The organism is Blastococcus sp. SYSU DS0617 (assembly GCF_054051075.1).
Window position 1 is genome coordinate 413,451 of the sequence record NZ_JBJHAO010000001.1, and the last position, 26,276, is coordinate 439,726.

The 26,276-nt window shown below is 74.3% G+C and carries 26 protein-coding genes and 1 riboswitch; of the genes, 13 read left to right on the forward strand and 13 right to left on the reverse strand.

Annotated features, from left to right (window positions below; genetic code table 11):
- Positions 1–12 precede the first annotated feature (12 nt).
- Positions 13–162, forward strand: a riboswitch (SAM riboswitch).
- 12 nt (positions 163–174) lie between these two features.
- The 3 genes from thrC to groL all read left to right on the forward strand — a co-directional run bounded on the left by thrC (position 175) and on the right by groL (position 3,764).
- Positions 175–1,476, forward strand: a complete 1,302-nt coding sequence (thrC, locus tag ACI793_RS02015; RefSeq protein ID WP_456604686.1) for a threonine synthase — start codon at positions 175–177, stop codon at positions 1,474–1,476.
- Between the two features lie 184 nt (positions 1,477–1,660).
- On the forward strand, positions 1,661–1,861 hold the full coding sequence (locus ACI793_RS02020) for a cold-shock protein (protein ID WP_040337424.1): 201 nt from the start codon (positions 1,661–1,663) through the stop codon (positions 1,859–1,861).
- 271 nt (positions 1,862–2,132) lie between these two features.
- Complete coding sequence (gene groL / locus ACI793_RS02025; protein WP_456604687.1) at positions 2,133–3,764, forward strand: chaperonin GroEL; 1,632 nt, start codon at positions 2,133–2,135, stop codon at positions 3,762–3,764.
- Between the two features lie 282 nt (positions 3,765–4,046).
- Here groL and ACI793_RS02030 read toward each other — a convergent pair whose 3' ends face one another.
- On the reverse strand, positions 4,047–4,430 hold the full coding sequence (locus tag ACI793_RS02030) for a VOC family protein (protein WP_311344641.1): 384 nt from the start codon (positions 4,428–4,430) through the stop codon (positions 4,047–4,049).
- Positions 4,431–4,485: 55 nt separating this feature from the next.
- On the opposite strand from ACI793_RS02030, the gene ACI793_RS02035 reads away from it, so the two are divergent.
- Complete coding sequence (locus tag ACI793_RS02035) at positions 4,486–5,271, forward strand: DUF72 domain-containing protein (RefSeq protein WP_456604688.1); 786 nt, start codon at positions 4,486–4,488, stop codon at positions 5,269–5,271.
- Between the two features lie 39 nt (positions 5,272–5,310).
- Here the strand turns inward: ACI793_RS02035 and ACI793_RS02040 are convergent, their stop codons facing one another.
- Together ACI793_RS02040 and ACI793_RS02045 are read right to left on the reverse strand one after the other, a co-directional pair.
- Entirely contained in the window at positions 5,311–6,024 is a 714-nt protein-coding gene (locus tag ACI793_RS02040; protein WP_456604689.1) for a hypothetical protein, read from the reverse strand.
- A gap of 100 nt (positions 6,025–6,124) precedes the next feature.
- Entirely contained in the window at positions 6,125–7,120 is a 996-nt protein-coding gene (locus ACI793_RS02045; protein WP_456604690.1) for a Gfo/Idh/MocA family protein, read from the reverse strand.
- Between the two features lie 89 nt (positions 7,121–7,209).
- Between ACI793_RS02045 and ACI793_RS02050 the strand changes: the two genes are divergently transcribed.
- Entirely contained in the window at positions 7,210–7,503 is a 294-nt protein-coding gene (locus ACI793_RS02050) for a DUF4031 domain-containing protein (RefSeq protein ID WP_456604691.1), read from the forward strand.
- Here ACI793_RS02050 and ACI793_RS02055 read toward each other — a convergent pair.
- On the reverse strand, positions 7,427–8,104 hold the full coding sequence (locus ACI793_RS02055; protein ID WP_456604692.1) for an HD domain-containing protein: 678 nt from the start codon (positions 8,102–8,104) through the stop codon (positions 7,427–7,429). The two genes, ACI793_RS02050 and ACI793_RS02055, sit on opposite strands and share 77 nt — an antisense overlap.
- Before the next feature lie 60 nt (positions 8,105–8,164).
- On the opposite strand from ACI793_RS02055, the gene ACI793_RS02060 reads away from it, so the two are divergent.
- Both ACI793_RS02060 and ACI793_RS02065 read left to right on the forward strand, forming a co-directional pair.
- The gene (locus ACI793_RS02060) at positions 8,165–8,902 is read left to right on the forward strand and encodes a phospholipid scramblase-related protein (RefSeq protein ID WP_456604693.1); all 738 of its coding nucleotides are present in this window, start codon (positions 8,165–8,167) and stop codon (positions 8,900–8,902) included.
- Positions 8,903–9,535: 633 nt separating this feature from the next.
- Positions 9,536–12,523 (forward strand): helix-turn-helix transcriptional regulator, encoded by a 2,988-nt coding sequence (locus ACI793_RS02065; protein ID WP_456604694.1) that lies wholly within the window; start codon positions 9,536–9,538, stop codon positions 12,521–12,523.
- A 115-nt stretch (positions 12,524–12,638) separates the two neighbouring features.
- On the opposite strand, the gene ACI793_RS02070 is transcribed toward ACI793_RS02065, so the two are convergent.
- Positions 12,639–14,426 (reverse strand): DEAD/DEAH box helicase, encoded by a 1,788-nt coding sequence (locus ACI793_RS02070; RefSeq protein WP_456604695.1) that lies wholly within the window; start codon positions 14,424–14,426, stop codon positions 12,639–12,641.
- Positions 14,427–14,654: 228 nt separating this feature from the next.
- Here ACI793_RS02070 and ACI793_RS02075 point away from each other — a divergent pair, with 228 nt between their 5' ends.
- Positions 14,655–15,215, forward strand: coding sequence for a GNAT family N-acetyltransferase (locus ACI793_RS02075; RefSeq protein ID WP_456604696.1), 561 nt, complete (start codon positions 14,655–14,657; stop codon positions 15,213–15,215).
- A gap of 38 nt (positions 15,216–15,253) precedes the next feature.
- Here ACI793_RS02075 and ACI793_RS02080 read toward each other — a convergent pair whose 3' ends face one another.
- Positions 15,254–15,652 (reverse strand): nuclear transport factor 2 family protein, encoded by a 399-nt coding sequence (locus ACI793_RS02080; RefSeq protein WP_456604697.1) that lies wholly within the window; start codon positions 15,650–15,652, stop codon positions 15,254–15,256.
- Positions 15,653–15,767: 115 nt separating this feature from the next.
- On the opposite strand from ACI793_RS02080, the gene ACI793_RS02085 reads away from it, so the two are divergent.
- Positions 15,768–16,172 (forward strand): hypothetical protein, encoded by a 405-nt coding sequence (locus tag ACI793_RS02085; protein WP_456604698.1) that lies wholly within the window; start codon positions 15,768–15,770, stop codon positions 16,170–16,172.
- Between the two features lie 9 nt (positions 16,173–16,181).
- On the opposite strand, the gene ACI793_RS02090 is transcribed toward ACI793_RS02085, so the two are convergent.
- From ACI793_RS02090 to ACI793_RS02100, 3 genes are all read right to left on the reverse strand, one after another.
- Complete coding sequence (locus tag ACI793_RS02090; RefSeq protein ID WP_456604699.1) at positions 16,182–17,867, reverse strand: DNA repair helicase XPB; 1,686 nt, start codon at positions 17,865–17,867, stop codon at positions 16,182–16,184.
- Between the two features lie 88 nt (positions 17,868–17,955).
- Positions 17,956–18,414, reverse strand: coding sequence for a PaaI family thioesterase (locus ACI793_RS02095; RefSeq protein WP_456604700.1), 459 nt, complete (start codon positions 18,412–18,414; stop codon positions 17,956–17,958).
- Positions 18,415–18,428: 14 nt separating this feature from the next.
- A complete protein-coding gene (locus tag ACI793_RS02100) occupies positions 18,429–20,690 on the reverse strand; it encodes a helicase-associated domain-containing protein (RefSeq protein WP_456604701.1) in 2,262 nt (753 codons plus the stop codon).
- A 73-nt stretch (positions 20,691–20,763) separates the two neighbouring features.
- On the opposite strand from ACI793_RS02100, the gene ACI793_RS02105 reads away from it, so the two are divergent.
- Entirely contained in the window at positions 20,764–20,985 is a 222-nt protein-coding gene (locus tag ACI793_RS02105; RefSeq protein WP_311344623.1) for a hypothetical protein, read from the forward strand.
- A gap of 18 nt (positions 20,986–21,003) precedes the next feature.
- Here ACI793_RS02105 and ACI793_RS02110 read toward each other — a convergent pair whose 3' ends face one another.
- Complete coding sequence (locus tag ACI793_RS02110) at positions 21,004–21,324, reverse strand: hypothetical protein (RefSeq protein ID WP_456604702.1); 321 nt, start codon at positions 21,322–21,324, stop codon at positions 21,004–21,006.
- Between the two features lie 83 nt (positions 21,325–21,407).
- Positions 21,408–22,175 carry an endonuclease/exonuclease/phosphatase family protein gene (locus ACI793_RS02115; RefSeq protein ID WP_456604703.1) on the reverse strand — a complete coding sequence of 256 codons (768 nt, stop codon included), beginning with the start codon at positions 22,173–22,175 and terminating at the stop codon, positions 21,408–21,410.
- A gap of 71 nt (positions 22,176–22,246) precedes the next feature.
- On the opposite strand from ACI793_RS02115, the gene ACI793_RS02120 reads away from it, so the two are divergent.
- The gene (locus ACI793_RS02120) at positions 22,247–22,831 is read left to right on the forward strand and encodes a hypothetical protein (protein ID WP_456604704.1); all 585 of its coding nucleotides are present in this window, start codon (positions 22,247–22,249) and stop codon (positions 22,829–22,831) included.
- Between the two features lie 40 nt (positions 22,832–22,871).
- On the forward strand, positions 22,872–23,267 hold the full coding sequence (locus ACI793_RS02125; RefSeq protein ID WP_456604705.1) for a cold-shock protein: 396 nt from the start codon (positions 22,872–22,874) through the stop codon (positions 23,265–23,267).
- Here ACI793_RS02125 and ACI793_RS02130 read toward each other — a convergent pair.
- Positions 23,264–23,737, reverse strand: coding sequence for a DUF2771 family protein (locus ACI793_RS02130; protein WP_456604706.1), 474 nt, complete (start codon positions 23,735–23,737; stop codon positions 23,264–23,266). The genes ACI793_RS02125 and ACI793_RS02130 overlap by 4 nt on opposite strands.
- Before the next feature lie 14 nt (positions 23,738–23,751).
- Complete coding sequence (locus tag ACI793_RS02135; protein WP_456604707.1) at positions 23,752–25,074, reverse strand: MFS transporter; 1,323 nt, start codon at positions 25,072–25,074, stop codon at positions 23,752–23,754.
- 282 nt (positions 25,075–25,356) lie between these two features.
- On the opposite strand from ACI793_RS02135, the gene ACI793_RS02140 reads away from it, so the two are divergent.
- Positions 25,357–26,187: a DUF3027 domain-containing protein gene (locus ACI793_RS02140; protein ID WP_456604708.1), complete on the forward strand. Its 831-nt coding sequence runs from the start codon at positions 25,357–25,359 to the stop codon at positions 26,185–26,187.
- The last annotated feature ends 89 nt before the right edge of the window (positions 26,188–26,276 follow it).

Sequence of the window (26,276 nt, forward strand, 5' to 3'; positions counted from 1 at the left end):
GTTGCCGGCGTTCACTCATCCAGAGGGGCAGAGGGACACGGCCCGATGAAGCCCCGGCAACCGCCGCTCATGCGACCCCGCACCCCGGTGCGGCCAGCGTCTGCGGGGAGGTGCCAATTCCGTCCCGCGCGGCTCGACGGCCCGACGCGGGGAAGATGAGGAGGTAGTCGTCGCATGACTCTGACCGCTCCCGGTTCGGCCCAGGCAGACTCCAGCGCCGGCGGCCCCGTGCCGCCGTGTCCCGCCCGCGGGCTCATCTGCCGCAACTGCGGCGCCACCTTCGGTCTCGTCGCCGAGCACGCGTGCGCCGAGTGCTTCGGCCCGCTCGAGGTCGACTACGACCCCGAGCTCATGCGCGCGGTCACCCGCGAGCAGATCGAGGCCGGCCCGCAGAACATCTGGCGCTACGTCGCCCTGCTGCCGGTGGGCCAGGACCCGGCCTCCCGCGTCTCGCTCGACCCCGGCATGACGCCGCTGGTGCGCGCCGACCGCCTCGCCGAGGAACTGGGCATGACCGGTGGCCTGTGGGTCAAGGACGACTCCGCCAACCCGACCCACTCGTTCAAGGACCGCGTGGTCAGCCTCGCCGCCACGGCGGCCAAGGGCCTCGGCTACACGAAGATCGCGGCGGCCTCGACGGGCAACCTGGCCAACTCCGTGGCCGCACACGCCGCCCGCATGGGGCTGCCGTCGTTCGTGTTCGTCCCCTCCGACCTGGAGCCCGGGAAGATCGTCCAGTCGGCGGTCTACGGGCAGACGCTGGTCGCCGTCGACGGCTCCTACGACGACGTCAACCGGCTGACCAGCGAGCTCGCCGAGACCGACGAGTTCGAGGACACCGCCTTCGTCAACCAGAACGTGCGGCCCTACTACGCCGAGGGCTCCAAGACGATGGGCTACGAGCTCGCCGAGCAGCTCGGCTGGCGCATCCCGGCCCAGGTCGTCATCCCCATGGCCTCGGGCTCGCTGCTGACGAAGGTGGACAAGGCGTTCCGCGAGCTCACCGCCGCGGGCATCGTCGAGGCCACCGAGTGGACGATCTTCGGGGCGCAGTCGGCCGGCTGCGACCCGATCGCGACGGCCTTCGACAACGGCTGGGACGTCGTCAAGCCGGTGAAGCCCACCGGCATCGCGAAGTCGCTGAACATCGGCAATCCCGCCGACGGCCCGTACGCGCTCGACGCGATCCGCCGCACCGGTGGCGCGGTCGGCCGGGTCGGGGACGACGAGATCGTGCAGGGCATCCGCGACCTCGCCCGCACCACCGGCGTGTTCGCCGAGACCGCGGGCGGCGTGACCGTCGCCGTCCTCCGCCAGCTCGTGGGGAACGGGCGGCTGGACCCGGCCAAGGAGACCGTCGTCCTCAACACCGGGGAGGGCCTGAAGACCCTCGACCCGCTGGTGCCGGTCGTGGGCCCGACGCACCACGTCGAGCCGTCCCTGAAGTCCGCCCGGTCCGCGGGCCTCATCGGCTGACCGGCCGCGTCACCGGATCGGGGGATCCGGCAACGCGCCGTGGCTGATGTCTGTGTAACCCACGTCACTCTGTTGTAGGTTCTCGCGCGGTTCTCTCCTCCTTGTTCGTGATCGCGGGCGGAAGAGCGAGACCTCGCCCCACCACCCGCGGTGGGGCGACCGCACGCAGAACGTGGGAGCACACGTGGCACAGGGCACCGTGAAGTGGTTCAACGCCGAGAAGGGCTTCGGCTTCATCGCCGTGGACGGCGGCCAGGACGTCTTCGTCCACTACTCGGCCATCCAGATGGACGGGTACAAGTCCCTCGACGAGGGCCAGCGCGTCGAGTTCGAGGTCGTCCAGGGCGCCAAGGGCCCCCAGGCCGACGCGGTGCGCAGCGCCTGACGGGACGTCCGACCGAGGCCCGGTTCCCCGCGAGGGGGCCGGGCCTCCGTCGTTCCGGGACAGCCTCGAACGCCCTCAGGGACCCCCGTTCTTGCACTCGCAGGGGTCGAGTGCCAAACTCGTTTCTGGCACTCGGGGCTCCCGAGTGCCAATCAGGTCGGAACGGTGAGGCACCGGATGGTGGGCCGACGGAGCGCCCATGTCATCGGTGTCGTCCGTCGCGGGCACCCACCCGGCCGTGCAGCGATCCATGCTCGGAGGACATCACCACATGGCCAAGATGATCGCGTTCAACGAAGAGGCGCGCCGCGGCCTCGAGCGAGGGATGAACACCCTCGCCGACGCCGTCAAGGTGACCCTCGGCCCCCGTGGCCGGAACGTCGTTCTTGAGAAGAAGTGGGGCGCGCCCACCATCACCAACGATGGTGTGAGCATCGCCAAGGAGATCGAGCTCGAGGACCCGTGGGAGAAGATCGGGGCCGAGCTCGTCAAGGAGGTCGCCAAGAAGACCGACGACGTCGCGGGTGACGGCACCACCACCGCCACCGTGCTGGCCCAGGCGCTCGTGCGCGAGGGTCTGCGCAACGTCGCCGCCGGCGCCAACCCGATGGCCCTGAAGAAGGGCATCGAGGCCGCCGTCGCGTCGGTCAGCGACTACCTCCTCTCGACGGCCAAGGACGTCGAGACCAAGGAGCAGATCGCCGCCACCGCGTCGATCTCCGCCGCTGACCCCGCCATCGGCGAGCTCATCGCCGAGGCGATGGACAAGGTCGGCAAGGAAGGCGTCATCACCGTCGAGGAGAGCAACACCTTCGGCCTCGAGCTCGAGCTCACCGAGGGCATGCGCTTCGACAAGGGCTACATCTCGCCCTACTTCGTCACCGACACCGAGCGCATGGAGGCCGTCCTCGACGACCCGTACGTGCTCGTCGTCAACTCGAAGATCAGCACCGTCAAGGACCTGCTCCCGCTGCTGGAGAAGGTCATGCAGTCGGGCAAGCCGCTGGCGATCATCTCCGAGGACGTCGAGGGCGAGGCCCTCGCGACCCTGGTGGTCAACAAGATCCGCGGCACCTTCAAGTCCGTCGCCGTCAAGGCGCCGGGCTTCGGTGACCGCCGCAAGGCCATGCTGACCGACATCGCCATCCTCACCGGTGGCCAGGTCATCAGCGAGGAGGTCGGCCTCAAGCTCGACAACGCCGACCTCGAGCTGCTCGGCCGCGCCCGCAAGGTCGTCGTCACCAAGGACGAGACGACGATCGTCGAGGGCTCGGGCGACACCGACCAGATCCAGGGCCGGGTCAACCAGATCCGCGCCGAGATCGACAAGTCGGACAGCGACTACGACCGCGAGAAGCTGCAGGAGCGCCTGGCCAAGCTGGCCGGCGGTGTTGCGGTCATCAAGGCCGGTGCCGCGACCGAGGTCGAGCTCAAGGAGCGCAAGCACCGCATCGAGGACGCGGTGCGCAACGCCAAGGCCGCCGTCGAGGAGGGCATCGTCGCCGGTGGTGGCGTCGCCCTGGCGCAGGCCACGGCCGTCGCGTTCGACAAGCTCGAGCTCGAGGGTGACGAGGCGACCGGTGCCAACATCGTGCGCGTCGCGCTCGAGGCGCCGCTGAAGCAGATCGCGATCAACGCCGGCCTCGAGGGTGGCGTCGTCGCGGAGAAGGTCCGCAACTCGGAGACCGGCCACGGCCTCAACGCCGCCACCGGCGAGTACGTGGACCTGATCAAGGCCGGCATCATCGACCCGGCCAAGGTCACCCGCTCCGCGCTGCAGAACGCCGCCTCCATCGCGGCGCTCTTCCTCACCACCGAGGCCGTGATCGCCGACAAGCCGGAGAAGAACGCTCCGGCCGCCGGCGGTGGCGACATGGGTGGCATGGGCGGCATGGACTTCTGAGTCCAGCCCCCTCGTAACACCAGCACTGCCCGGCAGGGGCGGTCCGCTTCCGAGCGGGCCGCCCCTGTCGGCGTTCCTGGGACGTCGGGCGTCGGGGCGGGGCCGGACGCCAACTGCGGGGAACTTGCGCTCCCCGGCGGCGGTCCGAGGGCCTTTTTCCCCGCAGTTGCGACGGCGGCCGGCGTCGGGGCGCCCCCGTGGACGAGGTGGTCGTCGTAGGCGAGCCGGCGGCGGTTGGGGCACAGCGACGCCCGCCGGGTCGCCGCCCGGTCGCGCACGCGGTCAGTCCTCCGGAGCGAAGACGCAGAACTCGTTGCCCTCGGGGTCGGCCAGGATGCTCCAGTCGATCTCGTCGTCCTGCTCCCGCACCATGCGGGCGCCGGCCGCGATCAGCGGCCAGGTCTCGCCGACGACGTCGAAATGCATGCGGTTCTTGATCGTCTTCCGCTCGGGCACCGGGACGATCCACATCAGCGGACCCTCGCCGGCCGGGTCGACGATCGGGATCGGCCAGTCGTGCGGGCGCGGCTCGTCCTCCTCGGGCGTCGCGGCGTCCTCGAGGGTGTCGCGCCGGACGTAGCCGATGGCGGCGCACCACCAGTCGGCCAGCGCGTGGTGGTCGTTGGCGTCCAGGCAGAGGTCCTTGAAGCGTGCGGGTGCGGTCACCCGATCAGCTCAGCACGACAGGCAGACCCCGCGCATCCGGGTGACGATCATGGGCGTGGCCGTGATCATCGGGACGTCGGGCTGGCAGTACCGCGACTGGCGCGGCGCCTTCTACCCGCCCAAGCTCGCCCAGCGGCTGTGGCTGGAGCACTACCGGGAGCACTTCGCCACCGTCGAGAGCAACAACGCCTTCTACCGGCTGCCCGAGCGGGAGACGTTCGAGAAGTGGCGGGACCGGACCCCCCCGGACTTCCGCTGGGCGGTCAAGGCGAGCCGGTTCCTCACCCACATCAAGCGGCTGCGCGAACCCGAGGAGCCGGTCGCCCGCCTGATGGACCGTGCCGCCGGGCTGGGCCCGAAGCTCGACACGATCCTGCTGCAGCTACCGCCGACGCTGAAGGCCGATCCCGACCTGCTCCGCGAGTGCCTGGCCCAGTTCCCCGTGGGCACACGCGTGGCGGTCGAGCCGCGGCACGAGTCGTGGTGGACCGACGAGATCCGCGCGCTGCTCGAGCGCTACGGGGCTGCGCTGTGCTGGGCCGACCGGGACGAGCAGCCGATCGCGCCGCTCTGGCGCACCGCCGAGTGGGGCTATCTGCGCTTCCACCACGGCTTCGAGGGGTGGGGCTACCGCGCCGAGACCCTGCAGCTGTGGGCCGACCGGATCGTGGCCACCTACGGCGATGCCGACGTCCTCGTCTACTTCAACAACGACCCGGGCTGCAACGCGGTCATCGATGCGGTCCGCTTCGCCGACGCCGTCCGCCGCGCCGGAGGGACGCCGACCCGCGTGCCCACCGCCGACCAGGCGACCGGCCTGGCCTGGCCCGCCGTGACCTGACCGGCGGCGGGTCGGCGACCGGCCCCCGTCGCCGGAGGGTCAGTCGTCCTCGCCGCCCCGCTCGGCCGCCTTCCCAGCCGCCTGCCGAGCAGCCTTCCCGGCGTCGCGAGCGGCCTTCTCGGCCTCTCTCGCGGTCTCGCGGGCGGCCTTCTCGGCTTCCCGTGCGGTCTCGCGGGCGGCCTTCTCGGCTTCCCGTGCGGTCTCGCGGGCGGCCTTCTCGGCTTCCCGTGCGGTCTCGCGGGCGGCCTTCTCGGCTTCCCGTGCGGTCTCGCGGGCGGCCTTCTCGGCCTCCCTCCCGGCGTCGCGGGCTGCCTTCTCCGCGTCGTGCGCGGCCTGGCGCTCCTGCGCCTTCAGCAGCGACTCCTGGGCGTGCTCGTCCGCGTGCTCGCGGGCGTTGTCCAAGCCGTGGCCGTCAGAGTCGTCGGAGTCGTCGTCGAGCGGGTCCTCGGTGGGCTCCTCGGTGGAGTCCGCGGCGTCGTCACCGGATCCGTCCGGGGCCGGGCCGTCGACCTCCGTCTCGTCCTCGGTGGACGTGTCGTCGGAGGAGGAGTTGCCGGAGTCGGGCAGGTCGAACGGGGACACCGTCTCCACGGTGCTCGCGACGACCTCCTGGACCGGCTCTGGCAGGGCGCCGGCGGCACCGGCGCCGGTGACGCCGGCGGTCGCGATGCCCAGTCCGGCCGCGACCTGTGCGGCGGTGCCCGCACCGGCGACCTTCGCGACGACAGCGGCCAGGACTTCGAGCAGCGCCATGAATGCGGTTCCCTCCGGACATGGGCCGCCGGCGCGGCCCGTCCACAGGCCATCGGCACCGCCGGACGCCGTCTGCAGCCGGTCGGTCAGGAATCACCCGTCAGAGGACGTCGACCGCCTCCGCGTGCCGCACCCCGAGCTGCTCGGCCGCCTGTCCCAGCACGTCCTGGACGGCGAGGGTGTCCGCGAGCGGCATGACCGCGCTCTCGGGGCGCCCGGCGCGCAGGCACTCGGTGACCTCGATCAGCTCGTGCGCGTAGCCGACGCCGAGCTGCGGCCGCCGGATCGTCTCGGGCTCGGCGCCGGCCCGGTGCAGCACGATCGTGTCCGGGTGGTGGAACCGGGGGAGGACGTCGATCCAGCCGGTCGTGCCGAACACGCGGGCCTGGCCGGGCAGCGCCTGGCGCAGCGACGCGAGCAGCGTGGCGGCCCGGCCGTCGTCGTACCCCAGCAGGAGCGCCGCCTCGGCGTCGACGCCGGTGGGGAACAGCGATCCGGAGGCGACGACGCGCTGCGGTGTCCCGAGCAGCATCTGGGCGAACGAGACGACGTAGACACCGAGGTCGAGCAACGCGCCGCCGCCGAGTGCGAGGGCGAACAGCCGGTCCACCGGGTCGTACACGCGGGAGACGCCCAGATCGGCCTGCACCGACCGCACCTCACCGATCGCGCCGTCGGCGACCAGCTCGCGGAGCGCAACCACCGCAGGCTGGAAGCGGGTCCACATCGCCTCCATGGTGAAGACGCCGGTCTCCCGGGCGGCCGCGACGACCGCCGCGGCTCCGGGAGTCGTGGCGGTGAACGCCTTCTCCACCAGCAGTGCCTTGCCGGCGCGCAGGGCAGCCAGGGCGAAGGCGGAGTGCTGGGCGTGCGGGGTGGCGACGTAGAGGACGTCGACGTCCGGATCGGCCAGGATCCCGGCGTAGGAGCCGTGGGCGCGGTCCAGCCCGTGCCGGGTGGCGAACGCGTCGGCCCTCTCCGGCGACCGCGAGGCGACGGCGACGACGCGGGCGTGCGGGACGTGGGCGAAGTCGGGCAGCACGCTCTCCGCGATGCGACCCGGTCCCACGACGCCCCAGCGGATCTCTGCGCTCACCCCTCGGACGGTAGTGGGGAGCCGAAGCGCAGGAGGTTGCCGTCGCGGACCTGCGGGTGCTCCTGGGCCATGGCGGGCACACTGCCACCGTGACGGTGCTCATCGACACCCCCGTGTGGCCCTGGCGGGGGCGGTTGTGGTCGCACCTGGTCAGCGACGTCTCCTACGACGAGCTGCACGCGTTCGTCGCCGCGGAGCTCGGCATCCCGCGCCGGGCGTTCCAGGGGGACCACTACGACGTCCCCGAGGACCTCTACGACGTCGCGGTCGCCGCCGGAGCGCAGCCGGTGGAGTGCCGGGAGCTGCTCACTCGCCTCCTGGCGGCGGGGCTGCGGGTCCGGAAGCCCCGTTCCCCGGGGCCGCACGGCGGCGCAGCAGGCTGAGCTCGGCGGCCATGTTCGCCCGCGCCCGTGGCTCCCAGGTGCCGGCCACGGTGGGCAGCCGGTAGAGCCGGGGCAGCGCCAGCAGCTGCTCCAGGACGGCGATCCGCCCGGCGGTGAACGCCTCGTCGGGGACGTGGCCGTACTCCTCGCGCACGGCCGAGGCGTAGGCGGCGTACGCCTCGGGCGGGGAGGCGAGGACGGCGAGGTCGGCGTCGCAGAGCACCGCGCCGTTGGCATCGCCGGGCTCGACGTCGTGCCCGGCGGTCAGCAGCACCAGCCGCTCGACCTCGGCGATCCGCTCGTCGGGGGCCAGCCCGCGCAGGCCGGCGCGGGCCCGCCCGGCGCTGACCGCCTCGTTGTCGTTGCGCTGCGGGTCGTAGACGACGTCGTGGTACCAGGCCGCCAGCCGCACCGCGTCCGGGTCGGCGGCGTCGGCGGCCAGCCGGTCGACGATGCCCAGCACGGCCGCCAGGTGCGCGAGGTCGTGGTACCGGCGGTGCGGCTCACCCCACGCGCGGACGACGGCGGCCCACTCGGTGCGGGAGGTGGGGGAGTCGCCGGCCAGGGCCGCCCACGCCTCGAACCCCACCAGGTCACCCACCCGGAGAGTCTGGCACGGGAGGCACCCGGGCTGCGCCGGGCCAGCACTACCGTGACCGCCGTGACTCAGCCGCCGCCCCCTCCGGGCTGGTACCCCGACCCCGCCGGCACTCCCGGCACCCGGTGGTGGGACGGCCAGGGCTGGACCGAGCACGTCCAGCACCCGGCCGCTCCCGTGCCACCCGCGCCGCAGGGCGCCGGCCCCTCGCTGTACGACCAGTCCGTCCTGCTGGTCAACCAGAAGACGAAGCTGATCGAGCTGACCAACGAGTACGCGGTGCTCGACGGCGAGGGCCGGCAGATCGGCGCCGTCGTCCAGGTCGGGCAGAGCGCCGTGAAGAAGGCGGTCCGGCTGTTCAGCCAGCTCGACCAGTTCCTCACCCACCGGCTCGAGGTGCGCGACGCCCGCGGGCCGGTGCTGGTGCTCACCCGGCCAGCGAAGCTGATGAGGTCCCGGGTGCTGGTGCAGCGCCCGGACGGCGCGCCGATCGGCGAGATCGTCCAGGCGAACGTGTTCGGGCGGATCCGCTTCGACCTGGTGGCCGGCGGTCAGGTGGTCGGCGCGATCCAGGCCGAGAACTGGCGGGCCTGGGACTTCGCGATCACCGACGCGGCCGGCACGGAGGTGGCCCGGATCACGAAGAAGTGGGAGGGCCTCGCCCGGACGATGTTCACCACGGCGGACCGCTACGTCGTCCTCGTGCACGTCCGGCTCCCCGAACCGCTGGCCAGCCTGGTGATCGCCTCCGCCCTCACCGTCGACACCGCGCTCAAGCAGGACGACCGCGGCTTCAATTGATTTCGTCGCCCTCCGGGCGACACCGCGACCAGGTGCCGTCCCGGCTGGCGTGGAGCTCCGCCGTCGCGCCTGCGCGGACCCCACCCGGCATCGCTCGACCCGACATGATCTCGGTTCCGGCGGGTAGCCTCGGAGATGTCCGGACCGGGTGCCACGTGCCCCCGGGTGCCATTTGGTTACGCCTTCACGGACTACCGCCCCGGCCTCGGTCGGGGGCCTGGAGCCGTGTTGTGCTTTTCGCCGCGAGGCGGCCGTCACCCGGTCCGGACCTCGTCGCCCTGAGGGCCCTCACCCCACGCGGGATGAGGGCCCTCAGCCGTGTCCGGCGGCACCTCAGACGGCTCGGGGCCGCGAGAACCGCGTGACCTGCCGATGCCTGGGTCTCGGCCTCAGGACGAACGTCGTCGTCATCCGCACAAGGACGACGAGAGGCACGACGATGACGCTCCACTACAGCAGCCCGGCCCTGGATTCCGAGCTCGCCTACCGGCGAGAGATGCTGCTGGCCTCCGGCCGCGGCACCCGGACCCGGCATACCCCCTGGTTCCGCGGCCGCAGGCGTCGGCGCTGACCGGCTCGGCCCGTAGCGAAAGGGTTCGGGCTCTGTCGGAGGCCCGTGTCACGATCGGCGCCGTGCCACGCTGGGACGACGCGCCGATGGTGGGACGGGCCGCCGAGCTCGCCACCCTGCTGGCGTGCGTCGACCGCGCCGCAGCGGGCCGGGCGAGCACCGTGCTGCTGTCCGGTGACGCGGGGGTGGGCAAGACCCGGCTGCTCGACGAGCTGACCGCGCGGGCGGCCGCGCGCGGGGTCCGGGTGCTCACCGGGCACTGCGTCGACCTCGGCGACGTGGGCCTGCCGTACCTGCCCTTCGTCGACCTGCTCCGACCGGTCGCGGCGGAGCCGGGCATGGCGCCCGAGTCGGCCGCCAACCCCGTCCTGGCCCCGCTGTTCGCCGGGCGTCCGGCCACGGCGTCGCCGGTGCAGCCGGTGCCCGAGGGGCGCGACCTCGGCCGCCCGCTACCGCACCGGGCGGCGCCGCCGCCGGTCGACGACGGGCGGCTGCAGCTCTTCGAGGCGGTGGCGGCCCTGGTCTGCGAGCTGGCCGGCGCGGGGCCGCTCCTCCTCGTGCTGGAGGACGTGCACTGGGCCGACCGGTCCAGCCGCGACCTGCTGCGCTACCTGCTGGCCCGGCTCGCCGACGAGCCCGTCGCGGTGGTCGCCTCCTACCGCGCCGACGACCTGCACCGGCGCCACCCGCTCCGCCCCCTGCTCGCCGAGTTGGTACGCCTGCCCGGCGTGGAGAGGCTCGAGCTCGACCCGCTCCCGGACGCCGAGGTCGGCGCGCTGGTGCGTCGCCTGGCGGCCGATGCCGGGCCCCTGCCGGACTCCGTGGTGGAGGACGTCGTCACCCGAGCCGAGGGCAACGCCTTCTATGCCGAGGAGCTGCTCGCGGCCGGGCGGCACGGCGAGGCGCTGCCCCTGGCCCTCACCGACGTCCTCCTGGCCCGCGTCGAGCAGCGCTCGCCGGAGGCCCAGCAGGTGCTCCGCGTCGCCGCCGTGGCCGGCCGCCGGGTGCGCCACGAGCTCGTGGCCGCGGTGAGCGGGCTCGGCGACGGCGACCTGGACGCGGCGCTGGCCGAGGCGGTGCACCACTACCTGCTGGTGGTCTCCGACGAGGGCCGGTACCGCTTCCGGCACGCGCTGCTGCGCGAGGCGGTGCTCGCCGATCTGCTGCCGGGGGAGCGGGTGCGGCTGCACGCCGCGATCGCGGACTACCTGGCGCGCGAGCCGGGTGCGGGAACGGCCGCGGAGCAGGCGCACCACGCCCGCGGGAGCAACGACCTGCCCGGCGCCTTCAGCGCCTCGCTGGCCGCGGCGGCCGCGGCGGGAGGGGTCGGCGCGCCCGCGGAACAGCTGCAGCACCTCGAGACGGCGCTCGCGCTGTGGTCGGCGGTGCCCGATGCGCCGGAACGGGCCGGCCGCGACCAGGCGGCGCTGCTGGTGGAGACCGCGGCTGCGGCGCGCACGGTGGGGGAGCCGGCCCGGGCGATCGCCCTGCTGCGCTCGGCGCTGGAGGTGCTCCCGGCCGACGCGGCCCCCGAGATCCGCGCGCGCATCCACTACACGCTCGCGCAGGCGATGGTCCGGGTCGAGGACGACGCCGGGGCCTACCGGGAGAGCGGGGCGGCGATGGCGCTGGTGCCGGCGCAGCCGCCGTCGAAGGCGCGCACGTGGGCCGCAGCGACACACGCCCGGATGAGCTACTCGGTGGGCCGCTTCGACGAGGCGGACGCGGCGGTCGACGAGGCGCTCGCGGCCGCGGACGCGCTCGGGTTCGACGGTGCCTGGGCGGACATCGCGGTCACCCAGCTGCGGGCCCGCCCCGGGACGGACCTGGCCGAGATGCGCGCCCGGCTGGACGAGGCGCTGGTCCGCGCCCGGCGGTCCGGCAACGTCGAGGTCGAGATGCGGGTGCTGTTCAACGTCGCGACCGTCATGTTCGAGGCGGGCCGGATCAGCGAGGCGCTGGAGTGGACGCGGCGGGGCACCCGGCGGGCCCGGGACCTCGGCGCCGAGTGGTCGCACTACGCGGCCGAGCTGCGTCACCTGCACGTCACGGCGCTGTACATGGCCGGCGGCTGGGACGAGAGCCTGGCCGAGGCCGACGTGCTGGCCCGGGTGCCGGACATGGCCGCGCACGTGCGCGCCGACGCGCTGCTCGTGCTGGTCGGCCGGGGTGACCCGGGCGCGCGGGCCCGCATCGACTGGGCGCGGAGCCTGGTGCCCCGGCTGGGAGCGCACGTCCTGCTCGACTTCGTGACGGCCGCCTCGGAGATCGACCTGGCCACCTGGGAGGGCAGGCCGCAGCAGGCGGTGGACGTGGCGCTGACGACCTACCGGCGGCTGCAGCGGGAGTGGGACGACGACCACATCGGCATGCTCCGGCTGGCCGGCAGCGCCCTGAGTGCCGTCGCCGACGCCGCCGCGGTCGCCCGCCGGGCCGCCGACGTCGCGGGGACCGACCACTGGCTGCGGACGGGGGACGACCTGACCGCGGCCGCGCGCGCATCGGTCGAGACGTACCGGGAGACCTACGGCGACACGCTGGGTGTCGAGGCGCACGCCTGGCTGGCCCGCATCGCCGCGGAGGCCGCCCGCGTCCGGGGGGAGGTCGCGCCCGAGCTGTGGCGGGCGGCGGTCGACGCCTTCGGGTTCGGGCACGTCTACGAGGAGGCCCGCTCGCGGTGGCGGTTCGCCGAGGCGCTACTGGCAGCCGGTGACCGCGCCGGGGCCGCGGAGCAGGGGGCGCAGGCCCACGAGGTCGCCGTCCGGCTGGGCGCGGTACCGCTGCGCAGGGCGGTGGAGGCGCTGGCCCGCCGCGGCCGGCTCGACGTCGCCGGGCTGCGGGCGGTCGAGGTCGGCTCCGTCCTGACCCCGCGGGAGACCGAGGTGCTGCGGCTCCTCGCGGCCGGGCGTACCAACCGGCAGATCGGCTCCGAGCTGTTCATCAGCGAGAAGACCGCGAGCGTGCACGTCAGCAACATCCTGGCCAAGCTCGGCGCGAGCGGACGCACCGAGGCCGTCGCCATCGCTGCGTCCCGGGGACTGCTCGCCTAGCCAGGGCCGGATCGTGCCGAGTGGGGCCCGGAGGGCTCCGCGCAGGCGCGATGGCAGCGCTCGTCGACGGTCGGGAACGGCTCGTGGCCGCGGTGCGGTCCGGAGGGCCGCGATGTCACAGCATCGTGCGGAGGCGCTCCCGGCGGGCGCGCAGCACGTCCACCGACGCCGACGCCGACGGGGGGCCGGGCACCGACTGGCGCAGCTGGGTGTGCACCACGGCCTGCGGCTGCGCGGTGCGCGCCGCCACGCGGTTCACCAGCTTGTTGATCTCCCGGCGCAGCTCGGCGGCGTCGCGCCAGGAGCGGCCGGCGTCGTCCTCGTCGGGGTGGTCCTCGACGACCATGAAGTCCTCGGCGTGGTCCCGGTGGCTCTGCGCGATGCGCAGCCGCAGCTCGTCGTCCCGCTTGGACAGCAACTCCGCGGTCTGCGCCGGGGTGAGCAGCCCGGGGATGCCGAGGAACTCCTCGTCCTCCTCGCCGACGACGACCGTGGGGGCGGAACCAGCGCCGGTGTGCGCCGTCCCGCTGTGCAGCACGTGGGCGAAGCGGGCGTCGGCCTCCAGGGCCTCCCACTGCTTCATCTCGCCCTCCTTCGGCTCCCGCGGCGGCAGGTCGAGCGCCTCGAGCTCCTCGTCGGGCTGGCTGCGGGGTGGCGGCATGACGTGGTTGCGCTGCTCCTCCATGGCGGCGGCCAGCGACAGCAGCGGGCGCACCGCGGGGAGGAAGACCGTCGCCGACTCGTGCGGCGACCGCGAGCGGACCACGCGGCCCACGGCCTGGGCGAAGAACAGCGGCGTCCGGTACGAGGTCATCCACGCCAGGACGGCGGCACGCGGGACGTCGACGCCCTCGGAGATCATCCGCACGCAGACGGCGATCCGCGCGGACCCGGTGGCGAAGCGCTCGATCTTCTTCGACGCCTTCGGGTCGTCGGAGAGGATCAGCTCGGCGGCCTTGCCGGTGACCCGGCGGACGATCTTGGCGTAGGCGCGGGCGTCGTCCTGGTCGCTGGCGAGGATCAGCCCGGCGGCGTCGGGCATGCCGGTCTCGCGCAGGTGGGTGATCCGGTCGTCCATCGCCGCGATCACGTGCGGCACCCACTGGCCCTTGGGGTCCAGCGCGGTGCGCCAGGCCTGCATCTCCACCGACCGTGTGCCGGCCTCCGAGAGCGAGGCGGCGACGACCTCACCGGCGGAGTTCCGCCAGCGGGAGGTGCCGGTGTAGGCGGCGAAGACGACGGGGCGGACGACGTTGTCGGCCAGCGCCTCCTTGTAGCCGTAGGTGTAGTCGGCCCGGCTGACCAGCCCGATCCCACCCTCGCCGTCGTCCCCTTCGAAGCTGTCCTCCTCGTACCGGACGAAGGGGATGCGCTCGTCGGGCTTGGTGCGGAAGGGCGTCCCGGTCAGGCAGAGCCGGCGAGCGGACATGCCGAACGCCTCCTCGGCCGCCTCGCCCCAGGAGAGGCCGTCGCCGGCGTGGTGCACCTCGTCCAGGATCACCAGCGTCTTGACCGAGGTGGACCGCGCGGCGTGCAGCATCGGCTTGCCCGCGACCTGCGCGTAGGTGGTGACGTAGCCCTGCGTGCCGGCGCGGACCGGGCCGACGGCGTTGGTCAGGCCGGGATCCAGCACGATGCCCATCGCGTCGGCGGCGTCGGCCCACTGCATGCGCAGGTGGTCGGTCGGGCAGACGACGACGACCCGCGCCACCTCGCGCCGGGCGAGCAGCCGCGAGGCCAGGGTGAGCGCGAACGTGGTCTTGCCGGCGCCGGGCGTCGCGGTGACCAGGAAGTCCTTGGGGGACTGCTCCTCGTACTGGCTGAGCGCAGCCTGCTGCCACGCTCGGAGCGGCCGGCTGGTCGTCTGCGGGCTCAACGTCTCCGCGCGTGCTGCACTCCCCATGTCGGGGTCCATCTTGGCTGCCGGAGGAGCAACACGCCCAACCCGGGTCCTGCCGCGCGCCTCGTCCCCAGCGACGTATAGGGGTCGCGGGCAAGCCGCTGACCTGCGCGGATACAACCGCGACGGCGAGTCCTGTGGTCCTGGCCATCCTGTGAGGGACGGATACGTCACGCCCCGCCGGTCACGACGTTCCCAGCCGCCCCGAGGGTGTGCTGCGACCCTGTCCCGGTGGATGGGCGCGCCGACCTCGACCTCCGCTGGTTCACTTCGGCGGACGAGCTACCCGGGGGGTTGCGCGCGGACCTGATCGGCTGCTGGCGCGACGTGGTGAACGACGGTGGGGCGGTCGGTTTCGCCGAACAGGTCCCGGTCTCCGACGACGACATCGCCCCCGCTGTCGACCGGCTGCTGGACGCACTCGATCCGCGGTTGTGCCGCCTGCTGACGGCCACCCGCCGCGACGAGTTGGCCGGATGGCTGCTGCTGACCGGCAACGCGGATCCCGTGACGGCGCACTGGGCGCGCGTCACGCACGTGCAGACGGCCGTCCCGGCCCGCGGGACCGGCGTGGGCCGGGCGCTGCTGGTCGAGCTGGCGAGGTCGGCCCGGGACGACCTCGGCCTGGACTCGCTCCGGCTGGAGGTGCGGGGTGGGATGGGGCTCGAGGACTTCTACGGCCGGTTCGGCTGGACCGTGGCCGGGCGGTGGCCGGGCGCGCTGCAGTTCACGGCGCACGGCCGCCGCGACGAGGTGCTCATGGGCCTGGAGCTGACCGCGCCCGGACCCTGACCTCGTCCGCGGCAGGCGCACGGACGTCTGCGCCCGGGTCAGGCCTTCCGGTCCTCGAGGATCCGCTCGGCGAAGCGCCAGCCGTCGTCGGTCTTCACGTAGCGGTCCACGTAGCGCGGGGCGCCGGCGATGATCCAGGAGCCCTCGACCGCCGCGAGCAGGATCATGTCCGCCACACCGTGTGCCTCGGTCGCCGAGTCGACGGTGACGGTCACCCCGGCCATCATGTGCCGCAGCTTCATGCTCGACGTCACGGCGGTGATCCACTCGGTCAGCCCCGGCCGCCCCTCCATCGGCTGCCCACCGGCCTCCATGCGGGCATCCTCGACGAAGAGCTCGGTCCACTCCTGGATCCGGGCGTCGTCGGTGTACTGCGCGTACCGCGCGACCAGGGTGCGGATCTCGTTCTCGGCGAGCAGCTGCTGGATCTCGTCCACGGGTGTGCCTCTCGGGTGCGATCGGACCGGTCGGCCCGGAACCTACGGCTCGACGACCACCCGGGAGTGACGCGGGTCTCGGCCGGGCGGCGCGACGCCGCTACGGTGCGGCCGCATGACGCGATTCGTGATCGACGCGCCCACGCTGCTGCACCTCGTCGCCGAGGAGGTCCCGGTGGCGTCCGGTCACCATCTGGTCGCGCCACAGGTCCTCCGCTCGCAGGCGCTCGAGCTGCTGTTCGCGGCCGTCCGCCGGGGCGAGCTCACCGAGAAGGAGGCCCTGGCGCGGCACGCCGCGACGACGGCGGTGAAGATCCGGCTGCTCGGCGATCGCGTCTCCCGGCAGGTCGCGTGGGCGATCGCCCGCGAGCACGGCCTGGACTCCACGACCGACGCCGAGTACCTGGCCCTCACCCGCCTGCAGGCCGACGTCCTCGTCAGCGTCGATCCCGTCGCCCGGACCCGCGCCGAGGGCGTCGTCCCGGTGGGTGACGTCGACCGGCTGGCCGGGCCCGGGTGAGGCGACCGGTCAGTCGGCGGACTCGTCCACCCAGTCGGGCCCGTTGACCTCGCCCGGGCCGGCCAGGTCGGCGGCGTCGACGATCGTGTACGCGTAGCCCTGCTCGGCGAGGAAGCGCTGCCGGTGCGCGGCGTACTCGCTGTCGAGGGTGTCCCGGCTGACGACGCTGTAGAAGTGCGCCTGGCGCCCGTCGGCCTTCGGTCGCAGCAGCCGCCCGAGCCGCTGCGCCTCCTCCTGCCGCGACCCGAACGTGCCCGACACCTGCACCGCGACCGCGGCCTCGGGCAGGTCGATGGAGAAGTTCGCGACCTTGGACACCACGAGCGTGCGGATCTCGCCGGTGCGGAACGCCTGGAACAGCCGCTCCCGCTCCTTGTTCGTCGTCGACCCCTGGATGACCGGGGCGTCCAGCGCGGCGCCGAGCTCCTCGAGCTGGTCGAGGTAGGCGCCGATCACCAGCGACGGCTCGTCGGGGTGCCGCTCCAGGACCCGGCGGATCACCGGCAGCTTCGACTGCGCGGTGGCCGCGATGCGGTACCGCTCCTCGGGCTCGGCGACGGCGTAGGTCATCCGCTCCTCGTCGTCGAGCGAGACCCGCACCTCGATGCACTCGGCCGGCGCGATGTAGCCCTGCGCCTCGATGTCCCGCCACGGGGCGTCGTACCGCTTCGGCCCGATGAGGGAGAAGACGTCGTCCTCCCGGCCGTCCTCGCGCACCAGCGTGGCGGTGAGGCCCAGCCGGCGGCGGGACTGCAGGTCGGCGGTGAGCCGGAAGATCGGCGCGGGCAGCAGGTGCACCTCGTCGTAGACGATCAGTCCCCAGTCCTGGGCGTCGAAGAGATCCAGGTGGATGTACTCGCCCTTCCGGCGGGTGGTGATCACCTGGTAGGTCGCGATGGTGACCGGGCGGATCTCCTTGCGCTCGCCCGAGTACTCGCCGATCTCCTCCTCGGTCAGCGTGGTGCGCGCGATGAGTTCCCGCTTCCACTGCCGGCCGGCGACGGTGTTGGTCACCAGGATGAGCGTGGTCGCCTTCGCCTCGGCCATCGCCGCCGCGCCGACCAGGGTCTTGCCCGCACCACAGGGGAGGACGACGACACCCGAGCCGCCGGCCCAGAACCCGTCGACGGCCTCCTGCTGGTAGTCCCGCAGGTGCCAGTCGGCCTGGTCGAGGTGGATCGGGTGGGCGGTGCCGTCGACGTAGCCGGCGAGGTCCTCCGCCGGCCAGCCGATCTTCAGCAGCGCCTGCTTGAGCCGGCCGCGCTCCGCGGCGTGCACGATCACGCTGTCGGAGTCGATGCGGGCGCCCAGCATGGGGGCGACCTTCTTCGAGCGGACGACCTCCTCGAGCACCGCGCGGTCCGAGGAGGTGAGCACCAGGCCGTGCACCGGGTTGTTGGCCAGGGTGAGCCTGCCGAAGCGGTCCATGGTGTCGGCGACGTCGACCAGCAGCGCGTGCGGCACGGGGTAGCGCGAGTAGCGGACGAGCGCGTCGACGACCTGCTCGGCGTCGTGCCCGGCGGCGCGCGCGTTCCACAGCGCCAGCGGGGTGACCCGGTAGGTGTGCACGTGCTCGGGCGAGCGCTCCAGCTCGGCGAACGGGGCGATGGCCGCCCGGCACTCCTTGGCCAGCGGGTGGTCGACCTCGAGCAGCAGCGTCTTGTCGGACTGGACGATCAGGGGGCCGTCAGACACGCGTCAGCGTCCTTCGTTCGGGGGCTTCGGCGCGGACCTGCGCGCCGGACTGACCACGGTAACGCCGCAGGACGACAGCCCCTTCCCCTCAGGTCCGCGGGCGCCAGCGCTTCCAGGAGGCGACCGCCGTGGCCCGGGGCCTGCCGTCCCAGTGCAGCTGCACCTCCACCGTCATCTGCGCGTCGTCGCCGTCGGTGACCACCGCCAGGAGCGACACCGGCTCGGTCAGCGGGGCAGGCCGCAGGTACCGCACGTCCAGCCCGGCGGTCACGTACGGCAGCGCGGCACCGGCCAGGGGCTCGAAGCCGCGGAGGTCGGCCTCGTGCAGCACCGCCGCCGCGCTGTGGCAGTCCAGCAGCGTGGAGATGATCCCGCCGTTGAGGTACCCCAGCCCGTTGTCGTGCTCCGGCCACGGCACGAAGGTCGCGACGACGCCGTCGGGGCGGGGGTGGCTGCGCAGCCGGAGCCCGCGGTCGTTGGCCGGCCCGCAGCCGAAGCACGTCAGCTGCGGGACCAGGCGTTCCTGGATGCTCACGGGATCAACCATCCCGGCAGCATGCCTCAGCCCGGGACGGGGGCGTCGTCCTGCTCGACCAGCGCCACCGAGGTGATGCGGTGGACGGCGAAGGTCCGGCTCTCGCCCCGCCGCTCGTCGAACCCCTGCAGGAAGCCGCCGACCAGCGACACCGGCTGGACCACCCGCTGGCTGCCGCTGCCCTGCGCGTCGACGTAGCCCAGCCACACCGGCGTCCCCTCGCGCACGGCCCGCGAGAGCAGCTCCAGCGTCGACGCCGTCGTCACACCGGGCACCTGCCGCACCGCCTCGCCGCGGCGGGCGGCGACCGCGGCGTCCCCGGCGCGGATCTCCCGCACGGTGGCGGCCACCTCCTCGGCGGTCAGCGGACGCGGAGCCGACGGGGCCTCGGTCCCGCCCGTCCGGCGGCCGGCGGCGCGGGGCCGGCCAGGTGGGCGGGTGAGTACGGCGCCGCCCGGGTTCTCGCCGGCGGGCGCGTACCCGGCCTCGCGGAGCACCGTGAGCACCTCGTCGGCGGCCAGCCCGCTCACCAGCACGCCGGGTGCCAGCCGGCGCAGCTCGGCCGGCGCGGTCCGCCGGTCGCCGAGCACCTGGGCGAGCAGGCCGTGGTCGTCGGAGCGCACGTAGCTCTCGATGGCGCCGACCCGCAGCCGGCCGTGCTGGCGCGCGACGTCGTCGACCAGGTAGTCCAGCGCCTGGGGGACCGGGGTGCGCGAGGCGCGGGTGAAGAAGTCGTGCAGGTCCGATGCCGACCAGCCGGCGTCCAGTGCCCGGCGGACGCTGGCCTCGGAGACGCGGAAGACCGTGGCGCCACCGGAGGACTCGACGTCGGCCACGACCGCGAGGGTGTCGGCGAGCTCGGCCACCAGGGGGCCGGGCGCGATCAGCGAGAGGTCGGGCTGGGCGAGCACGTGGTCGACCGGCTCGGGGAGCAGGCCGCGCATGCCGACGGCCGCGCCGTCCTCGCCGGCGGTGAGCAGCCCGCGCCCGCCGGAGGAGAGGACGCCCTGCACCAGGACGCCCAGCCGCGCGGCCTCGGCCAGCATGCCGGGCACCGGTGCCAGCCGGTCGGCTCGGCGCGGGGTGCGCCAGCGCAGCAGCGCCACCAGGTCGTCGGCGGCCAGGCCCGAGCCGGCGGGGTACGCGGCGAGCGCCGTCAGCGCCGAGCGGCGGATCGCCGGTGCGGTGTGCCGCACCAGGTCGGGGGACAGCGCGTTGGCCGACTTGCCCGCCACGTCCCGCTGACCGACCAGCGCCGGCAGCCGGATGCCGGCGAGCCAGCCCGCGGCCAGCACTGCCCAGCGGTCGGCGAGGTCCTGCTCCCGCCAGACGTCGTAGCCGCGGGTGGGCAGCCACTCGTCGCGGTGCGGTCCGCCCACGTCCAGCAGTCCGGCGGCGAACGCCAGCTCCAGCAGCCAGGCCGCCTCGGGCTCGGTGACGTGCAGCTCGCGGGCCAGGCGCTTCTGGTCGCGGACGGCGACCCCGCCGCTGCGCAGCAGCCCGGCCGGCTCGTCCTCCAGCAGGGCCAGCAGCTCGCCGACCCGGCCCACCGACTCCAGCGCCGCACCGGCGGCCCGGCGGTCCACGGCCGTCGGATCGGCGGCGAGGAGTTCCGGCTCCGGGCGCAGGCGCGGGGGACCGTAGGGCCGGTCGCCCCGCAGGTGCAGCCCGATCTCCCGGGGCAGTTCCACGTTCAGCGCGTCGATGCGCGCCAGCAGGCCGCGCTGCAGCAGCCGGCGGGCCGGGGAGTCCGCTCCACCTGCGCCCTCCGGCAGGTGACCCACCGGGCGCTCCCCGGCGAGCCGCTCCAGCACCGAGCGCTCCTCGTCGGACAGCGCGGCCAGCGTCGAGGGCAGGTCGGCCGGCAGCTGCACCCGCAGGTCGACGGCCCGGCGGCCCAGGCCGGCCGGGTGCCGCACCGCGCGGCGCACCGGATCGGAGGCGCGGAGGACCTCGTCGCCCCACAGCAGCGCGCGGTCGGTCAGCGCGGTGAGCGCCGCGTCGAGCACGTCGCCGGGCACCTCGGGCAGGGCGGCCACCAGCTCGTCGGGCGCCAGGCCGTCGGTGGGTGCGAGCAGCACCACGTCGAGCACCTGGAGCGTCCCGGCGTCGAGCTCGTCCAGCGCGCGGTCCACCGACACGGGCACGGCCAGCCGGCCGGCGAGGGCGACGACGTCCGTGGGCGCGGGGCGGGCGACGTCGGGCCGGGCGGCCAGCAGGGCACCCAGCTGGGCGTCGTCGCGCGTGCGCAGCCAGGCGGCGAGCGTCGGCGGAGGGGCGGTGGCCATCCGGTCCACGTTACGACGCGCCCCCGGACCGGCGCCGTGCGGTGCGGACCCGCCATCGGGGAAGATGGGCCGCATGTCCAAGCGCAACGCGAAGAACGCCCACCTGGTCGAGCCCACCTGGGGCGAGTCGGAGGACGGCGGCCCGCCGCTCACCGAGCTCTCGGCGTCCGTGGCCGGGGGGCTCTCGCCGTTCGGTCAGGACCACGGCTTCCCGATGCCGGTGGAGCACGTGCGCTACGCCCACCCGACGGACAAGCCCAACCGCGCCGGCGTGCAGCTGCCCGAGAACCGCTGAGCCGGTCCGGCGCCCGCCTCAGGCCTTCGCGCTCGAGGTGGGCGCCATCCGGACGATCAGCTTCGAGATCAGGTTGCCGGCGACCACCCAGATCAGGGCGGCCAGCGCGTCGTTGATCGTCTCGCCGATCTTCGGGTCCGACGGCTGGAACAGGTCCTTGGTGAACCAGCCGAAGCTGTCGCGGATCCCGGCGGTGAACTCGACCAGCGGGTTCGTCGGGTTCGCCTCGAAGAACACGAACACCGCGTGGGCGACGATCAGCGCACCGATCACCGACGCGACGACGCGGACCACGGTCGCGAGCAGGGTGAAGATGCGCGTCGTGTCGGTGCGTGCCATGGCGACATGATCTACCGGGTCGCACCGCTGCGCGACCCGCGTCCGCAGGTCAGCCCCTCGCGCGGGGGACCGGTGTCCGCAGGTCAGCCCATCGCGCAGGGGACCACCAGCGCGCGGTGGTCCGACAGCGGCAGCGCCACTGCCTCCGCCGGCCCGGTGGCGTGCAGCGGGCCGCGCACCAGGACGTGGTCGAGCTGCCGCACCGGCCGTCCCGCCGGGAAGGTCGGCACCTCCGCGATGGGGACCAGGCCGCTGGAGCGTGCCGCCTTCCGGCGCTGCATGTTCAGGTCGCCCATCAGCACCAGCGGCTCCTGGGCGCCCTCCAGCGAGCGCACCAGCCGGCGCAGCTGCGCGCCGTTCCACCCCGGGATGAACGACAGGTGCGTGTTGCAGACGGTGAACTGCCCCGACGGCCCGTCCAGCACGGCGGCCACCGCCACCCGGGGCTCGTCGCGGGCGAGGAACGGCCGGTTGGTCTGCGGCGACCACAGCGGCACGCTCGCCCGCAGCGGTGGCAACCGGACCACCCGCCACGAGAGGACCGGGTAGCGCGACAGCAGCGCGATCCCGTAGCTGGCCGACCCCGGCTGGTCCTCGCTCGTCGCGGCCATCCAGGTGCCGCCCGGCGTGCCCGACAGGGCGGCGACGAACCGGGAGTCGACGGCACCCATCGCCTCGGCGGCGACGGCGGTGAGGTCGGCACCCAGCGAGCGGGGCTGGTCGCGGTCGACCTCCTGCAGGCCGAGCACGTCGGCGTCCAGGGTCTTCACCGCCGAGGCCAGCCGGTCGACGTCGACCCGTCCGTCGTCGAGGGAGCGGCCGTGCAGGATGTTGAAGCTGGCGATGCGCACGAGGAGTGCAGTGCCCCGGCCACCGCGGATCTACCGTGCGTATCCCGCCGCGAGCGGGTAGCAGGCACCCCGTGCCGAGCCCCGCCGTCGACGACCTCCGCGAGAACGTCCGTGACCTCCTCAAGCGCACGGCGGTCGCGCTCAAGGAGGGCGGCGTCCCCTTCGCCCTCTGCGGCGGCTACGCCGCCTGGGTGCGCGGAGCTCCCGAGCCCGACCACGATGCCGACTTCCTCGTCCCCGCGGCGGAGGCCGAGCGCACGGCCAAGGTGCTGGCGGACGCGGGCCTCCAGGTGGTCGACCCGGCCGAGGACTGGCTGCTGAAGGTGGTGCGCGACGACGTGTTCGTCGACGTGCTGTGGCGCACCTGCGGGGAGCCCGTCGAGACCGCCCTGATCGACCGCGCCGACGTCCTGCCCGTCCTGTCGGTGCAGATGCCGGTGCTGGCCGCCACCGACATCGTGATCACCAAGCTGATGACCCTCGACGAGCACTACTGCGACTTCGCCCGCATGCTGCCCGTCGCCCGGGCCCTCCGCGAGCAGGTCGACTGGCCGCTCGTGGCACGGCAGGTCGCCGGCAACGACTTCGCGGTGGTGTTCCTGCAGCTGCTCGGCCGCCTGGGCGTCGTCCCCGACGACGCCACGGCACTAACCTGAGGCGGAGCAAGTCCCGCCAGCGAGGAACTGAGGATCTGACGTGCCCACCGGGAAAGTGAAGTGGTTCAACCCTGAGAAGGGTTTCGGCTTCCTCGCGCGCGAGGACGGCCCTGACGTCTTCGTGCACAAGGACGCCCTCCCGGCCGGCACCGAGGAGCTCAAGCCCGGTCAGCGCGTGGAGTTCGGCATCGTCGCGGGCAAGCGGGGCGACCAGGCCCTGCAGGTGCGCGTCCTGGACCCGCTGCCGTCGGTGGCCGCCACCGTCGCCGCGAAGAGCCGGAAGAAGCCCGACGAGCTGATCCCGATCATCGAGGACCTGATCAAGCTGCTCGACGACGTCGGCGAGGGGCTGCGCCACGGCCGGCACCCCGACCGCGCGGAGTCCCGCAAGATCGGCTCCGTGCTGCGCGCCGTCGCCGCGGACCTGGAGGCCTAACCCGCCGGTGGCGCCTCGGACGACGGGGCGCCACCCAGGTCGCCGCCGGCCCGGATGAACCCGACCGGCCACGCGCGCGACCACACCCCGCAGTCGCCGCCCTTGTCCTCCACGACGAGCAGGTAGAACGCCGGTGGGACGACGTCGGAGCTGTTGATGCCGGCGAACCGGTCCTCGCCCGCGGGCACGTCGACGGTGCCCAGGCGCTCCTCGAGCCGCTCGTCGAAGACCTGCACGCCCCAGCCGCGCTCGGCGACCGACTCCGGCACGGTGAGGGTGATGTCGGCGTCGGGGGACACCTCGACGATCGGCGGGGTCGTGTCGTAGCGGACCTCCTCGCCGTCCTCGCAGCCCTGGACCGCCTGGGCGGTGACGTCCTGGGCCCCGGCCTGCACCCGCACCTGCCCCGGACCCTCGTCGGCGGAAGCGCAGCCGGCGAGCAGCAGCACCAGGGCGGGGAGCACGCCCACCGCCGTCGTCCGTCTCAGGTCCACTGCGGCCCCACCGGGGTCGTCGGGGCGTCCGCGGGCGCGGGGGAGCGGCGGCCACCGGCGAGGCTCCAGAGCACCAGGCCCACGGCGAGCACCAGCAGCGCCGCGGCGACGGTGAAGCCGATCCAGCCGGTCGTCGGGAGGGCGATCGCCAGCGCCCCGCCGGCCACCCACGCCAGCTGGAGGAACGTCTCGGAGCGGGCGAACGCCGAGGCACGCAGGTTCTCGGGCACCTCCCGCTGGATGATGGCGTCCAGGGACACCTTGCCCAGGGCGTTGGTGACGGCGGCGACGCCCGCGACGAGCACCGCCATCCCGAAGCCGTAGAAGATCGCCGCCAGCACGGTGACGGCCGCCGCCGTGCCCGCCGCGACCAGCACCACCCGGTCGGGTGCGGCGGTGCCCAGCCGGGACCCGGCGGCCGTGCCGAGGAAGCTGCCGGCGCCCGCGGCGACGGCCACGCCGCCGAGCGCCAGCGTCGCGGTCCACCCGTCGGCGAACTCGGCCTGGACGAGGAACGCCAGGAAGATCGTCAGGAAGCCGGTGAGTCCGCGCAGGGCCGCCGTGGCGCGCAGGGCCATGACGACGTGCGGGCTCACCCGGCGGCGCCGGCGCCCGGGCACCGGGATCTCCGCCGTGCTCAGGACGTCCGCCGGCAGCTCGCCGGCCGGGACGTCGACGTGCCGGGGCAACCGTGCGGCCAGCACCCCGGCGACGGCGAAGACCGCGGCGGTCACCCACAGCTCCGGGGGGAACCCGAAGGCCCACGCCACCCCGGCGCCGAACGCGCCGGCCACCCCCGAGGTGGCCAGGCCGAACACCGACAACCGTGCATTGGCCGAGGTCAGCGACAGCGCCGGCGGCAGGACGCGGGGGACGACGGCGGCGCGCAGCACGTTGTGCGCCTTCGACAGGACCAGGATGCCTAGTGCCGCCGGGTACAGCAGCAGGTCGTCGTAGTGCGCCGCCATGAACAGGGCCAGCACCCCCCGGCCGAGCGAGCTGGCGGCCAGCGCCCACCGCCGGCCGCGCTGCAGCCTGTCCAGCAGCGGCCCGATGACCGGCGCGAGTACCGCGAACGGCGCCATGGTGACCAGCAGGTACAGCGCCACGTTGCCGCGCTGGGCGTCGGTCGTGGCTGCGAAGAACAGCGTGCCGGCCAGCGAGACGGCGATCAGCGCGTCCCCGGCCATGTGCAGGGCGTTCACCCAGAGCAGCCGGCTGAGCCCGCTGGCCTCGGCGCCGTCGGCCCGGCTGGCGGCCTGGACCCGGCGGGCGGCCGCGCGCGAGAGCTCGCGGCTGCGGGAGATCGCCACCCGGGTCACGGTGACGCGCGGCGGCGCGCCCCCGGGCGGCGGCGCGCCCCCGGGCGGCGGCACGGCGGCGGGCATCGGCGTCGTCGGCGGCCGGTGCAGGGGGGTGGTGTCGGCCCGGTCCGGTGGGGGAGGGCCCGTCCGGCGGGTCAGCGCTGTCCGCCGACGCACACCGGGCGGACGGCGGGAGGCGGACACGCTCCCCATGGTGCCGCACCCGGCGGTCGCGGCGGTCCGCTGCCTCGCGGAGGGTCCGGCTCCCACCCGGCGGCGTCCTCTGGGACGATGGCGGTCGTGTCCGATCCCTTCTCCTCCCCCCGGCCCGGAACGACCCTCCCCGGCTCCCTCACGGAGGTGGCCGCGGTCGAGCAGGCCCGCGCGGCGGCGGAGGAGACGGCCGGTGACCCCGGACTGGTGGGCGAGCACCTCGGGGTCGAGCCCGAGGTCGACCTCCCGGTCACCGGGCAGGTGCCGGCCGAGGCGCTCGGCGCGACCGCGACCCACACCTTCGCCAGCCGGCAGCCGGGCTACGTCGGCTGGCACTGGGCCGTGACGCTCGCGACCGTGCCCGGCGACGACACGGTCACCGTCGACGAGGTCGTGCTGCTGCCCGGCGAGTCGGCGCTGCTGGCGCCCGCGTGGGTGCCGTGGCACGAGCGGCTGCGTCCCGGCGACCTCTCCGTGGGCGACGTGCTGCCCTCGACGGAGGACGACCACCGGCTGGTGCCGGCATACACCGCCGACGACGACTCCGCCGACGACCCCGAGGGCCGGGTCGTCGCAGCCGAGCTGGGCCTGGGGCGGGAGCGCGTGATGTCCGCCGAGGGCCGGGCCGAGGCGGTCACCCGCTGGGGCGACGGCGACTTCGGCCCGGGCTCCGCGATGGCGCGCTCGGCTCCCGGCCCGTGCGCCACGTGCGGGTTCTACCTGCCGCTGGCCGGATCGCTCCGGCAGCGGGTGGGCGCCTGCGGCAACGCCTACGCCCCCGCGGACGGGCGGGTCGTCACCGCCGACTACGGCTGCGGCGCGCACAGCCAGGCGACGCTCGTGCCGGCCGACGACACCGAGGTCGTCCACACCGCCCGCTACGACACCGGCACCTACGACGTGCTGTGACACCGTCATCCTCCGGATGACACCGCGGCCACGTGCCGTCCCCCACTGGCGCTGAGCGCGCCCGTCACGGCTGCCCGGACCCTCCGGGC